The 18,012-nt window shown below is 38.7% G+C and carries 17 protein-coding genes; 5 read left to right on the forward strand and 12 right to left on the reverse strand.

Annotated elements, in window-relative coordinates:
* Positions 1-46: 46 nt before the first annotated feature.
* Complete coding sequence (locus OCV27_RS14990) at positions 47-619, reverse strand: YceI family protein (RefSeq protein ID WP_125323170.1); 573 nt, start codon at positions 617-619, stop codon at positions 47-49.
* A 174-nt stretch (positions 620-793) separates the two neighbouring features.
* Positions 794-1,090 carry a hypothetical protein gene (locus OCV27_RS14995; RefSeq protein WP_125323169.1) on the reverse strand — a complete coding sequence of 99 codons (297 nt, stop codon included), beginning with the start codon at positions 1,088-1,090 and terminating at the stop codon, positions 794-796.
* A gap of 423 nt (positions 1,091-1,513) precedes the next feature.
* On the opposite strand from OCV27_RS14995, the gene OCV27_RS15000 reads away from it, so the two are divergent.
* Both OCV27_RS15000 and OCV27_RS15005 read left to right on the forward strand, forming a co-directional pair.
* Entirely contained in the window at positions 1,514-1,768 is a 255-nt protein-coding gene (locus OCV27_RS15000; protein ID WP_125323417.1) for a hypothetical protein, read from the forward strand.
* Between the two features lie 125 nt (positions 1,769-1,893).
* A complete protein-coding gene (locus tag OCV27_RS15005; RefSeq protein WP_125323416.1) occupies positions 1,894-2,253 on the forward strand; it encodes a hypothetical protein in 360 nt (119 codons plus the stop codon).
* A gap of 51 nt (positions 2,254-2,304) precedes the next feature.
* On the opposite strand, the gene OCV27_RS15010 is transcribed toward OCV27_RS15005, so the two are convergent.
* The 7 genes from OCV27_RS15010 to OCV27_RS15040 form a co-directional block, all read right to left on the reverse strand.
* Positions 2,305-2,658 carry an SgrR family transcriptional regulator gene (locus OCV27_RS15010; protein WP_125323415.1) on the reverse strand — a complete coding sequence of 118 codons (354 nt, stop codon included), beginning with the start codon at positions 2,656-2,658 and terminating at the stop codon, positions 2,305-2,307.
* Positions 2,659-3,284: 626 nt separating this feature from the next.
* The gene (locus tag OCV27_RS15015) at positions 3,285-3,890 is read right to left on the reverse strand and encodes a redoxin family protein (RefSeq protein WP_125323414.1); all 606 of its coding nucleotides are present in this window, start codon (positions 3,888-3,890) and stop codon (positions 3,285-3,287) included.
* The gene (gene tpx, locus OCV27_RS15020) at positions 3,887-4,396 is read right to left on the reverse strand and encodes a thiol peroxidase (protein ID WP_125323413.1); all 510 of its coding nucleotides are present in this window, start codon (positions 4,394-4,396) and stop codon (positions 3,887-3,889) included. Before tpx ends, OCV27_RS15015 begins: the two co-directional genes overlap by 4 nt.
* Before the next feature lie 503 nt (positions 4,397-4,899).
* The gene (locus tag OCV27_RS15025; protein ID WP_125319990.1) at positions 4,900-5,382 is read right to left on the reverse strand and encodes a hypothetical protein; all 483 of its coding nucleotides are present in this window, start codon (positions 5,380-5,382) and stop codon (positions 4,900-4,902) included.
* Positions 5,369-6,163, reverse strand: coding sequence for a winged helix-turn-helix domain-containing protein (locus OCV27_RS15030; protein ID WP_125319989.1), 795 nt, complete (start codon positions 6,161-6,163; stop codon positions 5,369-5,371). The genes OCV27_RS15025 and OCV27_RS15030 overlap by 14 nt, the downstream gene beginning before the upstream one ends.
* A gap of 689 nt (positions 6,164-6,852) precedes the next feature.
* Entirely contained in the window at positions 6,853-9,966 is a 3,114-nt protein-coding gene (locus OCV27_RS15035) for an efflux RND transporter permease subunit (RefSeq protein WP_125319988.1), read from the reverse strand.
* A gap of 10 nt (positions 9,967-9,976) precedes the next feature.
* Positions 9,977-11,122: an efflux RND transporter periplasmic adaptor subunit gene (locus OCV27_RS15040; RefSeq protein WP_125319987.1), complete on the reverse strand. Its 1,146-nt coding sequence runs from the start codon at positions 11,120-11,122 to the stop codon at positions 9,977-9,979.
* Between the two features lie 299 nt (positions 11,123-11,421).
* Between OCV27_RS15040 and OCV27_RS15045 the strand changes: the two genes are divergently transcribed.
* Positions 11,422-11,940 (forward strand): flavodoxin family protein, encoded by a 519-nt coding sequence (locus tag OCV27_RS15045; RefSeq protein ID WP_125319986.1) that lies wholly within the window; start codon positions 11,422-11,424, stop codon positions 11,938-11,940.
* A 6-nt stretch (positions 11,941-11,946) separates the two neighbouring features.
* On the opposite strand, the gene OCV27_RS15050 is transcribed toward OCV27_RS15045, so the two are convergent.
* Both OCV27_RS15050 and OCV27_RS15055 read right to left on the reverse strand, forming a co-directional pair.
* A complete protein-coding gene (locus OCV27_RS15050) occupies positions 11,947-13,290 on the reverse strand; it encodes a diguanylate cyclase domain-containing protein (RefSeq protein WP_125319985.1) in 1,344 nt (447 codons plus the stop codon).
* 3 nt (positions 13,291-13,293) lie between these two features.
* Complete coding sequence (locus tag OCV27_RS15055) at positions 13,294-14,289, reverse strand: ABC transporter substrate-binding protein (protein ID WP_125319984.1); 996 nt, start codon at positions 14,287-14,289, stop codon at positions 13,294-13,296.
* Positions 14,290-14,508: 219 nt separating this feature from the next.
* On the opposite strand from OCV27_RS15055, the gene OCV27_RS15060 reads away from it, so the two are divergent.
* On the forward strand, positions 14,509-15,216 hold the full coding sequence (locus OCV27_RS15060) for an SDR family oxidoreductase (RefSeq protein WP_125319983.1): 708 nt from the start codon (positions 14,509-14,511) through the stop codon (positions 15,214-15,216).
* A 12-nt stretch (positions 15,217-15,228) separates the two neighbouring features.
* Here the strand turns inward: OCV27_RS15060 and OCV27_RS15065 are convergent, their stop codons facing one another.
* The gene (locus tag OCV27_RS15065) at positions 15,229-16,476 is read right to left on the reverse strand and encodes an NADH:ubiquinone reductase (Na(+)-transporting) subunit B (RefSeq protein ID WP_125319982.1); all 1,248 of its coding nucleotides are present in this window, start codon (positions 16,474-16,476) and stop codon (positions 15,229-15,231) included.
* A gap of 137 nt (positions 16,477-16,613) precedes the next feature.
* On the opposite strand from OCV27_RS15065, the gene OCV27_RS15070 reads away from it, so the two are divergent.
* Positions 16,614-18,002, forward strand: a complete 1,389-nt coding sequence (locus tag OCV27_RS15070) for a cytochrome ubiquinol oxidase subunit I (protein ID WP_125319981.1) — start codon at positions 16,614-16,616, stop codon at positions 18,000-18,002.
* The last annotated feature ends 10 nt before the right edge of the window (positions 18,003-18,012 follow it).

Below are 18,012 nucleotides of genomic sequence, written 5' to 3' on the forward strand. Positions count from 1 at the left end.
TAGTTTGTTATGGCTTAGCAAACGACCAAGCCATACTTTACATAAATTACTTTTTGAACGTTAGATTCAATGTCAACGGCACTTTATCAGAAATTGAAATTCCACCTACCAAGGCTGCCAGCTTGGTTAAATTCTCGCTCGGAATACCAAAATCACTCGCACTAATGATGATTGGAGCACTAGAGCTCACCATAATAATGTTATCAGTTTTTAGCACAACGACAGGGAAATCAATGGACTTAGTATTACCAAACAATGTCACTTGAGCAGGGATCACAAACTTGTGAGAACCTTCATCTAATTCACCCCAATTAACCTTCCCAGATACATTAACATCTGGGAATTTAGCTGATTCAAAGAAAACGTCATTCAAGCGGGTGTTACGAATCGGGATACCTGTTTGAATACTCTGGAGATCAATAGCAATATTAAATGTTCCATCAGTGTCTAATGCTCCAGAAAGTGTATCTATCGTTGCTGGCTCAACAACAAACTGCTTTTTAATGGTGGCAAAGCTTAAAGAGGAAAGTTCAGTTTCTAAATTGTATTTATTGCTCGCCAATGATACGCCTGAAAACAAAATACTAGCAATGCTCAGTGTCGTGAGAAGTTTTTTCATTATTATTTACCGTCTAAGTTGAATAGGGGTTTATTAAAACTGATATGTACTGCATTTTGCAATGGTTTGATTACAAATATAATTTATCTGCTAACAGTTACCACTGCACGAGGAAACCACCTTTGAACCAGTTCTCTGAATTCGCATATCGTTAGGCAAGTTGTCATCTCAATATTATAAATAGGTAGGCATTGGAGCAATAGAATCTAATGTATCCATTAGATGAGCCGTGATCATGGGCTTGCCTGAAGATAGTGGGAAAACTAATGTAATACCTGAACGCAGTAATACATGAAAATGCGTCTCTATAGATTGCAGCTGACCTGACTGTTCAAAGTCTGTCATAACGGGCTGAACCGTTTCGATAGGAAATAACCGATTTTCATAGCGAAGTGCTGTATCACTCACGTGACAACGCTCAGCTAGAAAGGGTAACATAATATTGAGGTCATTAAGTTCAAATGTGATCATGGGTTCTCCTATTTAAAATCATGTATAAATGACTTCACAACTACGATCCATCACTAACATGGATATTTATTACGAAAATACTGACATATTACCCAAATTATCAATAGTAAACATACATGATTTTTTATGAAGCTTAAGATCACAATTAATCGTTTGTTTTTATTATATTAAATCTTCATAAACCTCGTATAAACTGGCAGCCAAGCTATAGCTAAAATTAATATGACTGAATTAAAATGGCTTATTTCCACTTAGATTAAACATGCATATTAAAGTTAATTTACTTCATTATTTTACTAACTAATTTCTTATAAGCTGGAATGAAATAATTGGGGAGATTTACAAAGTAGCAGCATGTAGGTAGCTTTAACCTTCTAACGCTTTCGTAAACTAGTAAGAGTGATAACTTAGGGCAAAAAGGAAATGATTACACGTATTGAAGAGGTTGTTCGCTGTGCCAAGTTACTCGAATTTAATGTCACAGATGATAACGTGATCGCCTGTATGGTAGCGGCAGTTATGTGCCCAGGACATGAGAACAACTTGGGGGCTTTACTGGCATCCATCTATATCAATCAATCGTGGGGGCTAATTCAAGCCTTAAAAACGACCAGAGAATACCAAGTGTTACACATCAAAATTTCTGATGCTCTTTTGGAAAAACTCACACAAAAATAACCACCGCAGTAATGATTGAATAGGAATTCCTCCAATGACAATAATTTAAGTGCAGATTCTTAGGGAAGACTGTCAGTAATAGCAACAAATATCGACCTAATTTTATTTTTTATTCAGGCAATGTTATGTACAAAGAATTAACTGAAAAACTCGATCAAATCGGATTTACCTATGATAAAAATGAGCTGCATCATAAAGTAGAACAAGCAGAAAAGCATGCGGTTGCGCAAGCATTAATCAAGAAAGCTAAAGAAATATCATTTGCACTGGAGTCAAACCAAGCAAAATCAGTTATTGCAGCACTCAGTGAAACTTTCGCACCTGATTGCCAAGCAGCTGAGAGTGCTCTTTTACACTACAGCCAACTCAATGATAAAGACCAACTTGAGTATAGAGAACAGCTTTACACACAATTTATCCGTCATACATCCGTTTTTGATACTGTTATGCAACTTAATGGAGAGCATGCTAGACGTTGGTTCTAAATCATGGATCCAGCAATAAATCAATACCTGTTGCTGGATTTACAACGAAATTTATACACATTTCAGCCCCATCGCACGTGTCAATGCTTTTACAGCTGTTTCTCGATATTGCTCAATTAATTTAGAAATAAGACTAAAACGCTCTTCACGCAATTCTTTAACCATAGTTTGATAAAGTGCATCATCTACAGATGTCCGGATCTTTAATATACTCGTCTGACCTCGACCAACAGCTGGCTGCCATTCAATCCAACCCAAAGCAACTAAACGCTTTATTATTAACGCCACATTTCGTCTGGAAGACGCTAATGCACCAGCCAAATCTTCAACAAGGACGTTATAAGTATGATTGCATTCATAAGCCTTTAGAAGCTGATTAAGCCTCCGAATATTAGTTTCTGCCATAGTTAGTTTCTCTCTTTTCAATTTAAGTCGTAGAAATTGAACGCAGTCTCAACAAACGCTCGATGACTTCCTTACGAGTCCTAGGGCATTTCCTTTCGTCCTACAATGCTAAAGAAGTTGTTACTTTCCCATTCACAAATTATTAATAAATATTTGAGTCAAAAACGCGTAAAACGCCTAATAAACTCTACCTGTTTAGGCTAATTAATAAGATCTATAATAGCTAAGCTGATTCAGTCTAGTGGCCTTTTTGCCAGTATATTTGAATCCTCACCAATAGCTAGAAATTGGCTATTTTGCGGGTTATTCCTGTCTACATCCGCGTAATTTCCCTCAGATATAAATTCATATCTGAGGTTTTTTTTGTTTAAAATCGAATACTTAATCAATTACATGCAAGGGTTTCGATGAGGATAATATTGAAATTGCTGATAACGCAGTGCCTCTTTGCACAGCGACTGCCCATCTAATAAACTCTCAACAATTAGAAAGAAAAATACATAAAAGCCTAATGTGACTAGCACAGTAAGGCATAACGGGACAAACAACTTCATAAGCTTTTAATACAATGCTATGTAAATGCAACACCAAACACTTACTAAGTGTTTGGTGTATAGTGTAGACTCTTATAGGTTATGTTTAGCAATAGCCATCGCAGCTTGTAAATCTGGAAGCTGAGTTAGCTCAGGAACACGCTGGATATAAAGAATACGGTCATCTTTACCGACTACTATAACAGCGCGAGAAAGCAAACCCAGTCCTTCTATGTGAGCACCAGTCTGCTGACCAAACTCGTGTTTAGAAGAGTCAGACAGAAATGCTACATTTTGACTCAATTTTTGGTCTGCAACAAATCGAGCTTGAGCGAAGGGAGTATCAGCACTTACATTAATGAATTCGATTTTCCCATCAGTGGCATTCTCTTTAGCCATTTGATCAAACGCTAAAGCTTGCTCAACACACACTGGCGTATCAACAGAGACCAAGACATTATAAATACGAACTTTTCCGCTACCTTGGGTTTTAACCTTATCTAAAGTTGAGGTTGAAAGCGTCATTGGTGGAATAATATCGCCTTTCTTTAACGTCTTACCACCTAGGTTAAATGTAGTACTGTACTCCAAAGTAACACTTTGATGTTCACCTAAACCTGCAGACTTATCCGTCACTTCAAATCCTGCCAGAACCCATGTGGAAGTGACCATGGTTAGTAAAACTAACGTACGTTTCATAATGATACTCCCTTTACTACTGCGATAGCCTGTTGGTAGTTTGGTTCATCTGCAATTTCACTCACTAGCTGAGAATGTAGAACCTTACGATCCTCATCTAATACAATCACTGCACGTGTAGCGAGGCCACGTAAAGCACCATCTGAAATAGCAACTCCATGATCCAATGCAAAGGTTGGAGAACGGAAAAACGATGCAATAGAAACATGTTGAAGATTATGTTTTTCAACAAAACGAGCCAATGCGAAAGGTAGATCTGCCGACACACAAAGTACAACTGTATTATCAAGCTTTTTCGCTACCTCATTAAATGCACGTACACTGTTAGCACACGTTGGCGTATCAACACTTGGAAAAATGTTGAGAAGCAATTTTTTACCTGTAAAAGATTCAGGACTGATATCAGCTAAAGATTGATCACATAGGGTGAAACTGGGAGCTATTTGGCCTGCTTGTGGTAGTTCACCAGATAGTTCAACAGGATTTCCTAAAAATGTGACTGACATAGTTACCTCATTTATGTTATGCAGATTGATGCGTTTATTAATTTATTCCCAATTGAAAAGGCAACTTTGATACTTGGATAAAAGTTAATCTACTAGGTTGCCCTATCAACAACTTAGTCATGATGCCAATGGACTAGCCAAACACACAATGAAGTTATAACAACCTTTATGAATCAGACAGTAAAAAATCAAATCATTGAATTTAAAGAATAAATAAAATATTTAATTTATATCCATATAGGTTATTTACACTAAACTAGGCAAAAAAATGTTAAATATTAAGTTAATTGGCAGCTGGTATGGGCTAGAAATTAGTGCGTTGTAAACACTATTTAGGTAGGAAAAGTGATAGGTGGATAATTGATAAATATCGATTGCCGCCAACTAAAAACACCCAAGACAGGCTAATTTTTGCGCAAATTACACCTCAAACTTAACAAAAAGGGTGAGCTGGAAAAATTGTTAAAGTTGGTGGCAGAATAACAGTGTTAAGGACTCCTTAGCTACTGCCTACGAACAATGCACTTAACTCCACCATCTAACAGTTTTGTGTAGCAAACCACTTTACCTTCCCTATAAATAACTTGAAGCTTTTCTTCACTAATGCGCCGTAAATTATGAGCTTCAATCTCCGTGATACTATTTCGGTCAAGCTCTCCATCAGAAAAGGTAAAATCACTAAACTGAATCAAAGCATGATCATAAAACTGGGTATAATAGCTAAAATATATCCCCTTCGGCTCACCATATATTTTTCTGCTCGTATGCGATTTCTGGTTAAAAAACAACCTATAATTGACAGTGTGGTAATCTTCACTAAACAATACGTCCCCATCAAGGCTAAAGCTCAGGTTGTTACTGTAATAAAGTAAGCTATGTTTACCATCCATAATTTCAGGCGAATCACGAAATTTCAAACCGAAGTTTGATACTGTCGCAATTACCGTCAAACAAAACAGTGTTTTGAGAACATTATCGACAGACATCACGCACCGTTTCTCCAATAAAATAAAAATTCTCCCGAAGTGAGAAATTTAAATTTTTCACCTGCTGGTCACCATTCGTTTCGGAACGATAGATACAGGAAAGATAATAGTGACTAACACCTGTAGAAACTAAAAGTTCGGTCACAGGAGAATCACTTAAGTGATTACTATTTTCACTTAAGTATAGATACATGGCTTTACTCGCCTTATTATCAAAGTAGAAAAAGCTCCGATTACCTTGTTTCGTCTTTATCCATGTATCTAAAGGGACATTCCATGAAAAAGTCCAGCGATGAATGGCAGCTGCACTTTGAAATAACAATACGATAGCCAAAACTAACGCAAGCAATAACTTAAATTGTTGACGATAACTATACTCGTTAACATCTTCAAATTCCGTTTCAGGTTCTGATTGTATTGAGATTGAGGCTACAGGCCTTTCATTCAGTGTCTGCTTAATGTCGGCCAGCTCTACTACATTTTCAAACAGCATATAACCATGAGATGGAACTGTTTTGATAAATTTTTGCTCTTTACCACTATCGCCAAGTGCGACACGAAGTTGGGCAATACACTGAGTTAAACTGTTTTCAGAGACAACTCGTTCTCCCCACACTTTTTCAAATAACTCTCTCTTGGATACAACCTGCCCTTGCTGAGCAATTAAAATCTCCAGCACACGACATTCTGTCCCCTTGAGCTTTGTTGCACTCCGAGTTTTAACATGGACCAGTTGCTCTCGAGCAAGAGGATACAACTGCCATAAAGATTCATAATTCATAAACGCTTAATTAAGTATTTCAACAAAATCTCAGGCTATAAACCTAAAGCCCCTGCCTTCCTTAAGCTTAGCCGTTGTTGGCCTTTATACTCCATATTTTGGAATATGACATCACTCCTTCTTGGAGCAACGTAATTGAAAAAGACAAATCAGGAGTAGTAAGAATTACCTCCTGCGACAAGCCTGTATGCCATAGATTGTCTTGATGGAGCAAGTTTATCTTAGCCACTTTGCAACGTACGATACTGATTAATATTATAAAAAACAATAGTGAAATATTACAGTTTGTTATAAACAACTGGGGACTATACACCTGGTAGAGCAATCACACATATGCTCTATAGTACCCATACATAATACAAGTAATCCACAACATATGTTTAAAAATATCTTTATTATTAAATAACATAGAGCAGATAAATGTAAAAATATGTTTAGATTAAACTAGTTGCGAAACTATGAATATTTTTTTAGGGAATCGATCCCAAATTAAATCCCTGCGCGAGCTAAAAAAAAAGAGGTAAGACCAATTTTTAACACTTTTCAACTGAAAGTAGATTAAATACTTTGAATTTAAATTATTTATAAAATCGCTGACTTAGGACATCGGTATTCTAAAAGCAAATCTGTAGATAACTGAAAATCATGCAGACAAAGCACATGGCTTTAATACCTTGTTTTTAACATTCCTAACGAAACAACTTTTGCCTTATTAATCGATAGTTTAATCTTTGAGTCATGCCTTGTAGATCTCCTAAAATCAAGTACAAACAAGGAACTAAAATCAACGTCAACATTGTAGCAAATAAAACTGCAAAGCCTAAAGCTACAGCCATAGGAATAACAAACCTAGCTTGTAAACTGGTCTCAAACATGATGGGTAAGACTCCAGCAAAAGTAGTCATTGATGTTAAAACAATAGCCCGAAATCTAGCGCAACCAGCCTCTATAACGGCTTCTTTGATTGAAAAACCTTTAGTTCTAACTTGGTTCACGTAATCTGTCATGATTAAAGAATCATTGACTACCACACCTGCCGCAGCAATAAGCCCAAACGTTGACATCATACTCAAATCAATACCAAACCAATAATGTCCCCAAATAGCACCAGTAAGACTGAATGGAATGACCGACATAATGATTAAAGGCTGGGTATAACTCTTGAGTGGAACCGCAAGTAGTATATAAACAATGATCATACCTGCCACAAAGAAAATTATTTGCTCATCCTGCTGTGCTTGCTGTTCTTCAATTGAACCGCCTAGTTGACTTTTAACTCCAATGTATTGAGCTAAAATACTTGGCAAAATCAATTCATTCACCTGAGCAACAACTTCATCGGGTTCAACTAGCTCCTCATCAATGGAACCATACACATAAACACTTCGAAAGCCACCTTCACGGCGTATACTGCTAATACCTGGCTGCTGGACAATATTCACCACATCCCCCAACATCACCTTTTGTCCCTCAGGCGTAGTGATCAAAGCGTAGCGTAATGAGGCGAATGCTTCTCTTGTTAACTTAGGGTAACGAACCATCACTCTGATTTCCTCTCCTTCTCTTATCAAACGCTGTGCTTCACCACCATAAAAACTTCCACCAACCTGTGCACCAATATCAGATAAGCTAATACCTAAGTCATAAGCAATAGGCTTAAGTGAGAGGAGTATTTCTTTACTTCCAGCGTCCATTGATGACGAAATATCAAATAGCCCTTCTTGCTGCTTCAGATCCAAAATTAGCGCCCTACCAGCCCCATTAAGCGTCTCTATATCTGATCCATACAGCAAAAAACCAAATTCATCGCCTTTACCACTATCATTAACATTATCTGACACAGTCAGCATTTTTTTGCCGGGAATACTTGGTATTGCCTCACGCCATCGGCGGGCTAGTTCAAAGGTATTAAATGGACGTTTTTCTTCATCAACAAGTGCAATCACCATTAGGCCTTCCTTCCGCCCTTGATTAAATGTGAGTATGTCTCGAATCATCTTTTGTCCCGTGTGCTGCTCAATTTGTTGATCAACATATAGCACGGTACTTTCAATTGCTTTGAGTGCCTCAATTGTCTGTTCACTCGACACATTATCATTCATAATGAGTTTTATCGTCGGAAAATCGTGAGGAACTTTAGGGGAAGGTATAATACGCACATGATCGCTCATAACTAAAGCAATACTCACCACCAATATAGCAATAAAACTTGCCAGTACGCTCCAGCGCCAATAGGTACAAAAGGTTACACAACGACGGTATGGACCATTAACGAAGTTAAAAAAGCCACGGTTAAATCGGTCTCGCCAACTACCCTTTTTAATCGGTTTAAACGTTGAATGGGCCAAATGTGAAGGCAAAATCAACTTGGATTCAATTAGACTAAAAATCAAGCAAAGAATGACAATGGAGGCAATACCAAAAAAGAAAGCACTTTCAATACCTTTTGACAAAAGGAAAGGTGCAAAAACAGCGATTGTTGTCAGGACTCCAAATGTCGCAGGTGTCGCTACCCTTAATGTACCCTCTACAACACTATTGATACCACTGCCTTGCTTCTCTATTTCAGTGTATGCACTTTCGCCAATAACAATGGCATCATCAACAACGATGCCCAGCACCATAATAAAGGCAAATAATGATACGATATTAATACTCACACCTACCAATGGCATAAGCATAACGGCTCCCAAAAAGCAGACTGGTAAACCAATCATCACCCACATTGCAAGTTTAACGCGCAAAAATAAACTCAGCATCAAGGCTACAAGTACAGCACCTTGCAATAAATTCTTTAGCATCATGTCAAGACGAGCATTTAAATAATAAGTCATATCAACCAGTGTCTTTATCTTGAGATCTACCGGAAGTTGAGGGTTCTTTTGCTCAATATAAGCTTTGACAGATTCAGCAACTGTCACCATGTTTTGATCTTTGGTTGCTTTGACAGAAAGATAAATTGCGTTTTGTCCAGAGTATTTAAAATAACGTTCTTCTTCGGTAAAGCCATCCTTAATCTTGGCAATATCTTGCAGTAATACCATGCTCCCATTCGCACCAATCTTAACGGGTATATATCGAAATTCTTCACCATTGTAATATTGGTTTTCAATCCTAACCGATATCAGCCCTCCATCCGTTCTAACTTCACCTGCTGAATAATTGGCAGAATATTGTTGGATGGCCTTGCTAATGTCCGTCAATGTCAGGTTATACTTACGCAGCATTTCCGGCGCGACTTCAATACCAATTTCATATTCCGGTGCACTCAAATCAACCAGAGCAACATTGTTTAATTGCAACAGTTCATCTTCAATTTGCTTAGCTATGGGTTTAAGTTCCAATAACGAACGATCGCCGACTAAAACCATTTCGATAACATCTTGCTGAAATTCATATTGAAAAACTTGAATAGGCTCCATATCTAGCGGAAAATTGGATATCGAGTCTACCTTTTGTTGAACCTTAACAAGAACATCTTCTATTTTACGATCTACGTCCACTTCTATCTCAATAGAGCCGCTACCTCGAAAAACAGTTGTTACCGCTTTTTTTATTCCAGATACATTTTTCAAAGACTCTTCTATTTTTATCAGAATGCTCTCTTCGATCTCTTGAGGAGAAGCCCCTGGATACTGAACATTGACGTAAATATAGTTAACCTCAAGGTTGGGAAACATTTGTCTTTGAATAAAGAAAAAACTCACAGTGCCCACTATCAAAACGAACACCATTATAAGATTTGCGGCCACAGGGTTGTGGGCAAAATAGGCAATTAATCCTTTAGATTTGATATCATCCATGCTGCCCACCCTATTGTTTAAAAGGATTATCAACGATAGTTAGCTCTACTCGAGTTCCTTTTTGTGGGTACTCAGGTACAGTTAATACAAGGCGATCGCTATCTTTTAGACCTTCATTTATGAGCATAAACTCCTGTTCAGCTCTTAATATATTAACAATACGAGGCTCAAGCTCACCATTCTCATTCACCACCCACACTTGGCTATTATTCACTAACTCTTGAGGTAGACGATAAACATGTTTTAACGTTTTTCCGACAAACTGTACTTCAACATATGAACCAAACTGGAGGGGAGGTGCATTGGAAGATAACGCGTAGGGGTCGGCCACTTTTACTACCAAATTTGTCATGCGCGTTGCACTATCAATCACACCTAAATCTCTCTCGATTTTTCCCTCACGTTCAATATTAGTGATTCCTTCACGGGTCACTTTAGCTGTAACACTACCGTATTCTTGAGGTAAAAAAACACTATCAAAGCCAGCAATCGGAATATGGATTTCAGCGGCTTCAATATTGTTTAAGGTCGCGACCCGAGTACCTGCCGAAATATATTGTCCCACGCCAATTTCTCGCTCAACAACAAGAGCATTGTAAGGAGCAACTACACGACATTTATCAAGATCCCGCTTTGCCCTTTTTAACGATGCCATAGCTGATTTAACCTGAGCTTGAGTACTAAGAACCTGAGGTTTGCGCAGATATAGGTCTGTGACCTGGCTGGAAGGGACATTTTTCGCTTGACGCTTTGCAACTTCAGCTTTAGCTTTTTCCTCTATCAAAGACGCTTGAGCCGAAGCTAAGTCAGCCTCTGCCTGAAGTACAGCTGCATAGTAGTTCTCACTTTCAATCGAAAATAAGACCTCACCTTTTTTAACAATACCACCAACGACAAAACTTGGGTGCCAGCTGACAACTTCACCTGAAACCTGAACAGAAAGTTGAGTAACCTCAACAGGAGAAACCTCACCATGACTGGTAATAACAACATTATGATCGTTAGAACGGAGGGGAGATACTTTGACAGTTACTGATGTATTAGTTGGCTTGGTTTCTAATGCTTCTGCATTACCTGAAGAGATAGCGACATAGCTACCGTATGCCACTCCTAATATGATTACAGGGAGACACCAACGCAACATCCTCACTCGCATACACAATCCTTTTAAGAATATGAAGAACAATTTTTATACGGACAAAATACAAAGTCGACAACAATAGTATATGAATAAACCCTCATATTAATATTTGCTATTCTTTTTAATGACATAGATAACAAATATAAAATATACTGCACATATAATTCTAAAAACAATCTGCTGCGAAGTCATAGGGATTAGTTTTAAAAACACTAAAACCTTATCGCGCATAGAAAACCTCTAAAGTTTATTATTGACCTCAAGTATGGTTGAGATATTAGGTTTAAGACTTCTCAACAATCATGGGGCGAATAATGCAAACTTTAATCCTATTCTCAAGTGCGAATAAAAGTGGTAATACAGCAAAAACAATCGGCAAAATTCATGCTGACCACGAATGCGAGGTTATTTTTATCGATACACTTAACATCACACCCTACCGCTATGATAATCAATATCCAGATGACGATTTTTATGGTTTGATCGATAAAATAAGAAACACTAAAAATATCGTCTTCGCCTCGCCTGTTTACTGGTATTCAGTCACTGCACCAATGAAAAACCTGATTGATAGAATAACCGAGCTTGGAGAGTCACCAAGATTAAAGAACCAAACAAGTTTACTCACATCAAAACGAGGCTTTGTTGTATCAAGCTCGGGAAATCGCAGAATTTGTCCAATATTTAGAGCATTTTTCAGTGAATTTTTCGAATATAATAAGATCCATTACGTAGCCACTCTTCATGCAAGTGCTCGTAATGGTTATCACATTGACAACAAAGATATAGAACAGTTTAACCATGCGTTAAACCATAAAGGCCATAATTATTAATCGAAGTCAGCGTACTGACGAGGCACCCTTTTTACAAACCGTCGTTCGACCATAAAAACAAGCAGGTCCTACCATTTGCTTAGCACGATACATGGCTTCATCTGCTAGATTAACTAATACTTCCTTGTTCCTTGTGTGATCGGGGAAGTAACTTACTCCAATACTAGCCCCCACTTTTAATCTGCGGCCATTAAATTCGATTGGTAGATTAATGGCTTCTAACAGTTGTTCTGCTTTTGCTGAAACAACCTCAAAGTTATGGAGCAAATCAAGACATACAACAAACTCATCGCCTCCTAGACGGCACGCAAAATCAGATTCTCGTATTGCGGTAAGGATTCTATTAGACACTTCGACTAAAATAGCATCACCAGCATCATGCCCAAAAGTATCATTAACTGACTTAAACTCATCAAGATCAATAAAAAAAATCGCCAATTTGCAGTGGCTGCGGCTGGCTTTCACAATCGCATTTTCCAAAGCTCTATCGAAAGCTCGGCGGTTCATTAAATTGGTTAGCGGATCATGCTCTGAAAGAAATATTAGTTGCTCTTGTTTATGGATCAGTTGCTTCGTTTGGCGCTTAACTTCATTTTCTAATTCTTTCTTGGTCACGGTAGTGTCACATAGAGACACTGTCATCTCATTGAAAAAAAATGCCATGCTCCTAAACTCTGCATCCATACTCACAACTTCAACTTTAGAGTTAAGATTACCTTCAGCTAAATTCATAATAGCCTTTTTCATCGCTTCTACACCAGACTTGAACCGAAAGGAGATCAGCCAAGCAGTAACGCTCACTAGAATTGAACAAATTATTAACCAAGCAGCCGCATACATCATGACACTATGAACATTATCTGTATTACGATTGAGTACTGATTGATGGACATATGCTAATTCTTCAGTCATATTTTGTACTATCATATTGTACCTAGAGTGAAGAAAGCCTCTCAAATTAACACTTTCTGGACCCTGCTCATCTAGCCCATTTTTCTCATGAACATAGACCTGTTTTTCTTTGTTGAGCAATGCGTTCAGACTGTAATTCATTCGTTGGATATTACCCAAGTGATTATTACCTTTTTCATATTCTGATAGCTTGGTAGCTAGATCCGTTTGCGCCAATTCAACTTGATTAAGGCTAAGTCCATCACCAAACTGGAGAAAAAACCATAGTTGACTTCTAAGTAAATCTACCGAAAGTTGCAAATCAATAATCTGATCCAACTCTACTTTAGTTTCTCGCTGTTCAGCGGCTACTCTGACAAAAGAGATAATAATGAATAATGTCAGCATTAAAGTTGTGGTTGATAAAACAAATAGCTTTTTAAACAATGAATTCAACATAGCTTAGTCTCTCAAAGCAATAATTTGTTGATACGGTTGTGTAAAAAGTAACTCTCTAAAATCAGGCTGATCATTAACCACTAAACCTTCTTCTAATGCCCACCTTGCTTGTAATTGTAAATTGGAAAGTAGTGAATTACCCAGAGACAAACGGAAAACATAATCTTCCCAAGACCACTTAACTTGATTTAAAGGAATATTCAGCCTTTTTGCTATTATCCGAGATGCTTGATCGGGGTTTGCGTTTATCCACTCTACCGCCTCATCAAGCGCTTTAAGTAAATATACCGGCTCTTGCCCTGCAAACTCTAGGTAGGGAGCTGTCGACAACAAATTAAATGAATGCTGATAAATCCCTGGTATACCTAGATTTTTCACTTCCGAGGTTGACTGTATATCTGCTTTATACCCCATTGGTTCCCAAGCTGAAATCGCTTCAACACTAAACGAAAGCAAGGCAGGGACAAGTTCATGAGGCTGTAAATATACCTTTTCAACATTTAACGCTTTATGGTTATTCGCGATCAAAACTGAGTCAAAATAAAACTCACTGGCACTTCCTTTTACAACACCGACCTTTTTGCCCTCTAGCTGACTTATCTGATTGATATCAGATGTATTTAATGCCAAAAGTTTTAAGTCATTATCCGATTCCACAAAACTGACCAGCAACGCTAAATCTCTCTGTTCAAAGCTCTGAAACATCACAACAGATTCAGAGGCCGTCGCATATTCCACATCACGATTTAACATAAGTTGAGTACATGCCATGCTACTCGCACAAGGAAAAAGAGAAACTTTAAGACCATGATCTTCAAACAAGCCTAAATGCTCTGCAATCAAAAAAGGCGAAGCCAAAGGGGTCAAAGACACGCCTACTCTGACCTCTGGTGTGCGAGGGTTTTCTCGCCAATTGTATTGACTAAAACCTAAGGTGGCAGCTCCGAACGCAGCAAAACAGAGTAGCGCCACCACAAAACTTCTCCGAATCAATAGCATCGTTAATTGTCCTCAAAACAAATAAGGTGATAGTTTCATATAAACGTAGCGTATAGATTTACGATCTTTAGTGACAAACGAAATTTTTATAGGTTTCTTTATAAATCTTTATTAGTTGCGTGAATAGAGTCACACAAACCGACAAGAAACCCATTATTAAGAGAAACTAGCTATAATTTTATGCTTATCTTTAGTAAATACAGCGACATAGGCGAGCATATGAAAGTACTTATTTTTGGTGGAAATGGAGGAATTGGCCACTCACTGTGCAAATGCGTACTGAGTCAAAAAACAAACGTCGACCTTCACGCTACTTACCATAATCAAAAACCAGATGACCTTGCTAATGACATTACTTGGCATCGTATTGACATCACCTCTGAACAGGAATTAAAAAATCTCTCCTCTCAATTTTCATCGATAGACTGGATTATTAACGCTGTGGGGCTTTTACATTCCACAATTCATGGCCCAGAGAAAAACCTTCAATCTTGTCAGCCTGATTTTTTCTTGCATAGTATGTCAGTAAATGCTCTACCCACATTAATGATTGCAAAACATTTTTCTGCTTGCCTAAGTGCAAGCGAGCAACCTAAATTTGTCACTATTTCCGCTAAAGTAGGAAGTATTGAAGACAACAAACTAGGTGGTTGGTACAGTTACCGTTCGTCCAAAGCTGCCCTCAATATGCTAATAAAGAACATAAGTATTGAGTGGTCAAGGCAAATACCAAAAGCCTGCATTTTATCGATTCACCCAGGGACAACCGATACGCCGCTTTCAAAGCCTTTTCAAGCCAATGTTCCGGAAGGGAAACTTTTTAGCCCAGATAAAGTAGCAGCTGATATTCTGGATATCATGGAAAAAGCGACCCCAGAATCAAATGGCAGGTTTTTGGCCTACGATGGGCAATCACTACCATGGTAAATAACTATGATGCTATCTCAAACGGGTAGCTCTCTGCCGCCTTCTCTTAGCATTTGCTTCCTTGGTAATAAAATCAAACAGGGGAGCAAATAGATTAGCAAACAAAATAGCCAGCATAATCCCTTCCGGATAAGCAGGATTGAGCACTCGTATTAAAATTGCCATCAGTCCAATCAAAATACCATATGCCCATTTCCCTGAGTTGGTATAAGCAGCAGAAACAGGGTCTGTTGCCATAAAGAAAGTACCAAAAGCGACGCCGCCCAAAACAAAGTGCCAGTAAAATGGCATAGAGAACATAGGGTTGGTTTGTGATCCGATTAGGTTAAGTATGGTTGAGCCGACAAACAATCCAAGAATAACGCCTGCGACAATCCTCCATGAAGCGATACGCATTCCGATTAAAATTATACCACCTAACATCACAAGCAATGTGGAGCCCTCACCAATTGAGCCCGGGATATTACCCAGAAAAGCATCATTCCATGTAATTGCCTCCCCTGTCATTTTATTGATTAAATTATCACTTTCACCCTCATACCACTGACTCAATGGCGTGGCACCTGAGTATCCGTCAGCGGCTACCCACACGCTACCCCCAGACATATTAGCCGGATAAGCAAAGTATAAGAATGCTCTTCCTGCTAACGCAGGATTTAAAAAGTTACGACCTGTGCCTCCAAAAATTTCTTTGGCTACCACAATACCGAATGAAATGCCTAATGCGGCCTGCCATAGCGGTATAGTTGGAGGTAAGATCAAAGCAAACAGAACAGAACTGACAAAAAAGCCTTCGTTAATTTCATGCTTTCTGACCACAGCAAATAGGACTTCCCAAAAACCACCAACAACAAATACCGTTAAATAGATAGGCAAGAAATGGGTAGCACCTAACAACATCTTACTAACCCAGCCTGCCTCGACCAAACCTTGGTAACTGCCAAAAGCAAACGCCAATCTCCAACTTTCAGCGACAATAGATTCTAAGTCTTGTGGAGTGTACTGACTCATTAATGCCAAAACAGCCTGATTACCAATATTGTACATACCCCAAAACATAGTTGGAAAAGTCGCTAGCCAGACAAAAATCATGATGCGTTTCAGATCAATACTGTCTCGAACATGTGTTGCCCCTTTGTTAACCATTCCTGGTGTGTAAAGGATGGTGGCGACTGCCTCAAATACTGGATAAAACTTTTCGTACTTACCACCCGGCTCAAACGTCGGAGCGATTGCTTCTAGTTTTGATTTCAAGTTCATAGTTATACTTCCTGAAAAACCGATATATTTCGATACGAAACAGAATCGTAATAAGAGCAATAAAAAATTTGGCTTAAATTGAACATTCGTTGTCGCAGCACCGTAGAAAATAGATGTACCACCAGCGGGAAATGATTATGGATACGTTAGCAGTGGATTTAGCCAGATTTCAGTTCGCCTTTACGGTTGCCTTCCACATTATTTTTCCAGCCTTCACTATCGGTCTTGCCAGCTATTTAGCTGTGCTAGAAGGTCTATGGCTCAAAACAAAAGAAGATAAATATCTTCAACTTTTCAAATACTGGATCAAAATATTTGCGATTAGTTTTGGCATGGGAGTGGTCAGTGGCATAGTTCTTAGTTATCAGTTTGGTACTAATTGGAGTGTATTCGCTGATAAAACCGGGCCCATATTAGGTCCATTGATGGGCTATGAAGTCTTCACGGCTTTCTTCCTCGAAGCTGGATTTCTAGGTGTGATGTTATTTGGCATGGAACGGGTTGGCAAAAAGCTACATTTTATGTCTACCTGCATAGTTGCATTTGGTACATTTCTCTCAGCATTTTGGATACTCTCAGTTAATAGTTGGATGCAAACTCCAGCCGGATTTTCTATCAATGATGTTGGACAGTTTGTTCCCGAAAGCTGGTTTGAAATTGTTTTTAACCCATCATTTCCTTATCGATTGGTACACATGCTGCTTGCTGCCTATTTAACAACGTCCTTTGTTGTCGCAGCTGTTGGTGCCTACCACCTACTTTCAGCACCCAAAAATCCTCTTGCAAGAACCATGTTTTCCATGGCGATGTGGATGGCTGCAATTGTAACACCATTGCAAATAATAGCTGGAGACATGCATGGTTTAAACACACTAGAACATCAACCTGCCAAAGTTGCGGCAATGGAAGGACATTATCAATCCCACAAAAGTGCGCCGCTTATTTTATTTGGCATACCCAATGATGAGACCAAAACTATTGATTACAAACTTGAAATACCTCATCTAGGAAGTCTCATCCTCACTCATCAGTGGAATGGAGAAGTCAAAGGACTCGATGCATTCCCAAAAGATGAACACCCCCCCGTCAGTATCGTATTTTGGAGTTTCAGAACTATGGTCGCCATAGGCTTTGGCATGCTGTTTGTTGGTGTTTGCAGTTTGTACTTAAGATATAAAAACACCCTCTACGAAGTTCGTTGGTTCCACAAGATTTGTATTGCTTTTGGCCCAGCGGGCTTTGTGGCCGTACTTGCAGGCTGGATAACAACTGAAGTAGGTCGCCAACCTTTCACAGTATATGGCTTACTCACCACCGCAGAATCGGCTTCCCCCATTGATGCAACCGCAATTGGTATCTCATTAACGGCCTTTGTCATCTTTTACTTTTTAGTTTTTGGTGCAGGTATTTTTTATTTGCTTCGACTCATGCGCAAATCGCCAACGAGATATGAACGCTCACTAGACAGCCGTCTACCCGATGGGACAGACATACCACCAGCCTCCCATTCAAATCATTTAACGTAAGGACAACGAC

Origin of the sequence: Vibrio pectenicida, from assembly GCA_024347015.1 — a bacterium.
Lineage (GTDB): Bacteria > Pseudomonadota > Gammaproteobacteria > Enterobacterales > Vibrionaceae > Vibrio > Vibrio pectenicida.

Bases quoted from the DNA above. Each gene is read 5' to 3' on its own strand.
- OCV27_RS14990 (WP_125323170.1), bottom strand. From the start codon at position 619: ATGAAAAAACTTCTCACGACACTGAGCATTGCTAGTATTTTGTTTTCA.
- OCV27_RS14995 (WP_125323169.1), bottom strand. From the start codon at position 1,090: ATGATCACATTTGAACTTAATGACCTCAATATTATGTTACCCTTTCTA.
- OCV27_RS15000 (WP_125323417.1), top strand. From the start codon at position 1,514: ATGATTACACGTATTGAAGAGGTTGTTCGCTGTGCCAAGTTACTCGAA.
- OCV27_RS15005 (WP_125323416.1), top strand. From the start codon at position 1,894: ATGTACAAAGAATTAACTGAAAAACTCGATCAAATCGGATTTACCTAT.
- OCV27_RS15010 (WP_125323415.1), bottom strand. From the start codon at position 2,658: ATGGCAGAAACTAATATTCGGAGGCTTAATCAGCTTCTAAAGGCTTAT.
- OCV27_RS15015 (WP_125323414.1), bottom strand. From the start codon at position 3,890: ATGAAACGTACGTTAGTTTTACTAACCATGGTCACTTCCACATGGGTT.
- tpx (WP_125323413.1), bottom strand. From the start codon at position 4,396: ATGTCAGTCACATTTTTAGGAAATCCTGTTGAACTATCTGGTGAACTA.
- OCV27_RS15025 (WP_125319990.1), bottom strand. From the start codon at position 5,382: ATGTCTGTCGATAATGTTCTCAAAACACTGTTTTGTTTGACGGTAATT.
- OCV27_RS15030 (WP_125319989.1), bottom strand. From the start codon at position 6,163: ATGAATTATGAATCTTTATGGCAGTTGTATCCTCTTGCTCGAGAGCAA.
- OCV27_RS15035 (WP_125319988.1), bottom strand. From the start codon at position 9,966: ATGGATGATATCAAATCTAAAGGATTAATTGCCTATTTTGCCCACAAC.
- OCV27_RS15040 (WP_125319987.1), bottom strand. From the start codon at position 11,122: ATGCGAGTGAGGATGTTGCGTTGGTGTCTCCCTGTAATCATATTAGGA.
- OCV27_RS15045 (WP_125319986.1), top strand. From the start codon at position 11,422: ATGCAAACTTTAATCCTATTCTCAAGTGCGAATAAAAGTGGTAATACA.
- OCV27_RS15050 (WP_125319985.1), bottom strand. From the start codon at position 13,290: ATGTTGAATTCATTGTTTAAAAAGCTATTTGTTTTATCAACCACAACT.
- OCV27_RS15055 (WP_125319984.1), bottom strand. From the start codon at position 14,289: ATGCTATTGATTCGGAGAAGTTTTGTGGTGGCGCTACTCTGTTTTGCT.
- OCV27_RS15060 (WP_125319983.1), top strand. From the start codon at position 14,509: ATGAAAGTACTTATTTTTGGTGGAAATGGAGGAATTGGCCACTCACTG.
- OCV27_RS15065 (WP_125319982.1), bottom strand. From the start codon at position 16,476: ATGAACTTGAAATCAAAACTAGAAGCAATCGCTCCGACGTTTGAGCCG.
- OCV27_RS15070 (WP_125319981.1), top strand. From the start codon at position 16,614: ATGGATACGTTAGCAGTGGATTTAGCCAGATTTCAGTTCGCCTTTACG.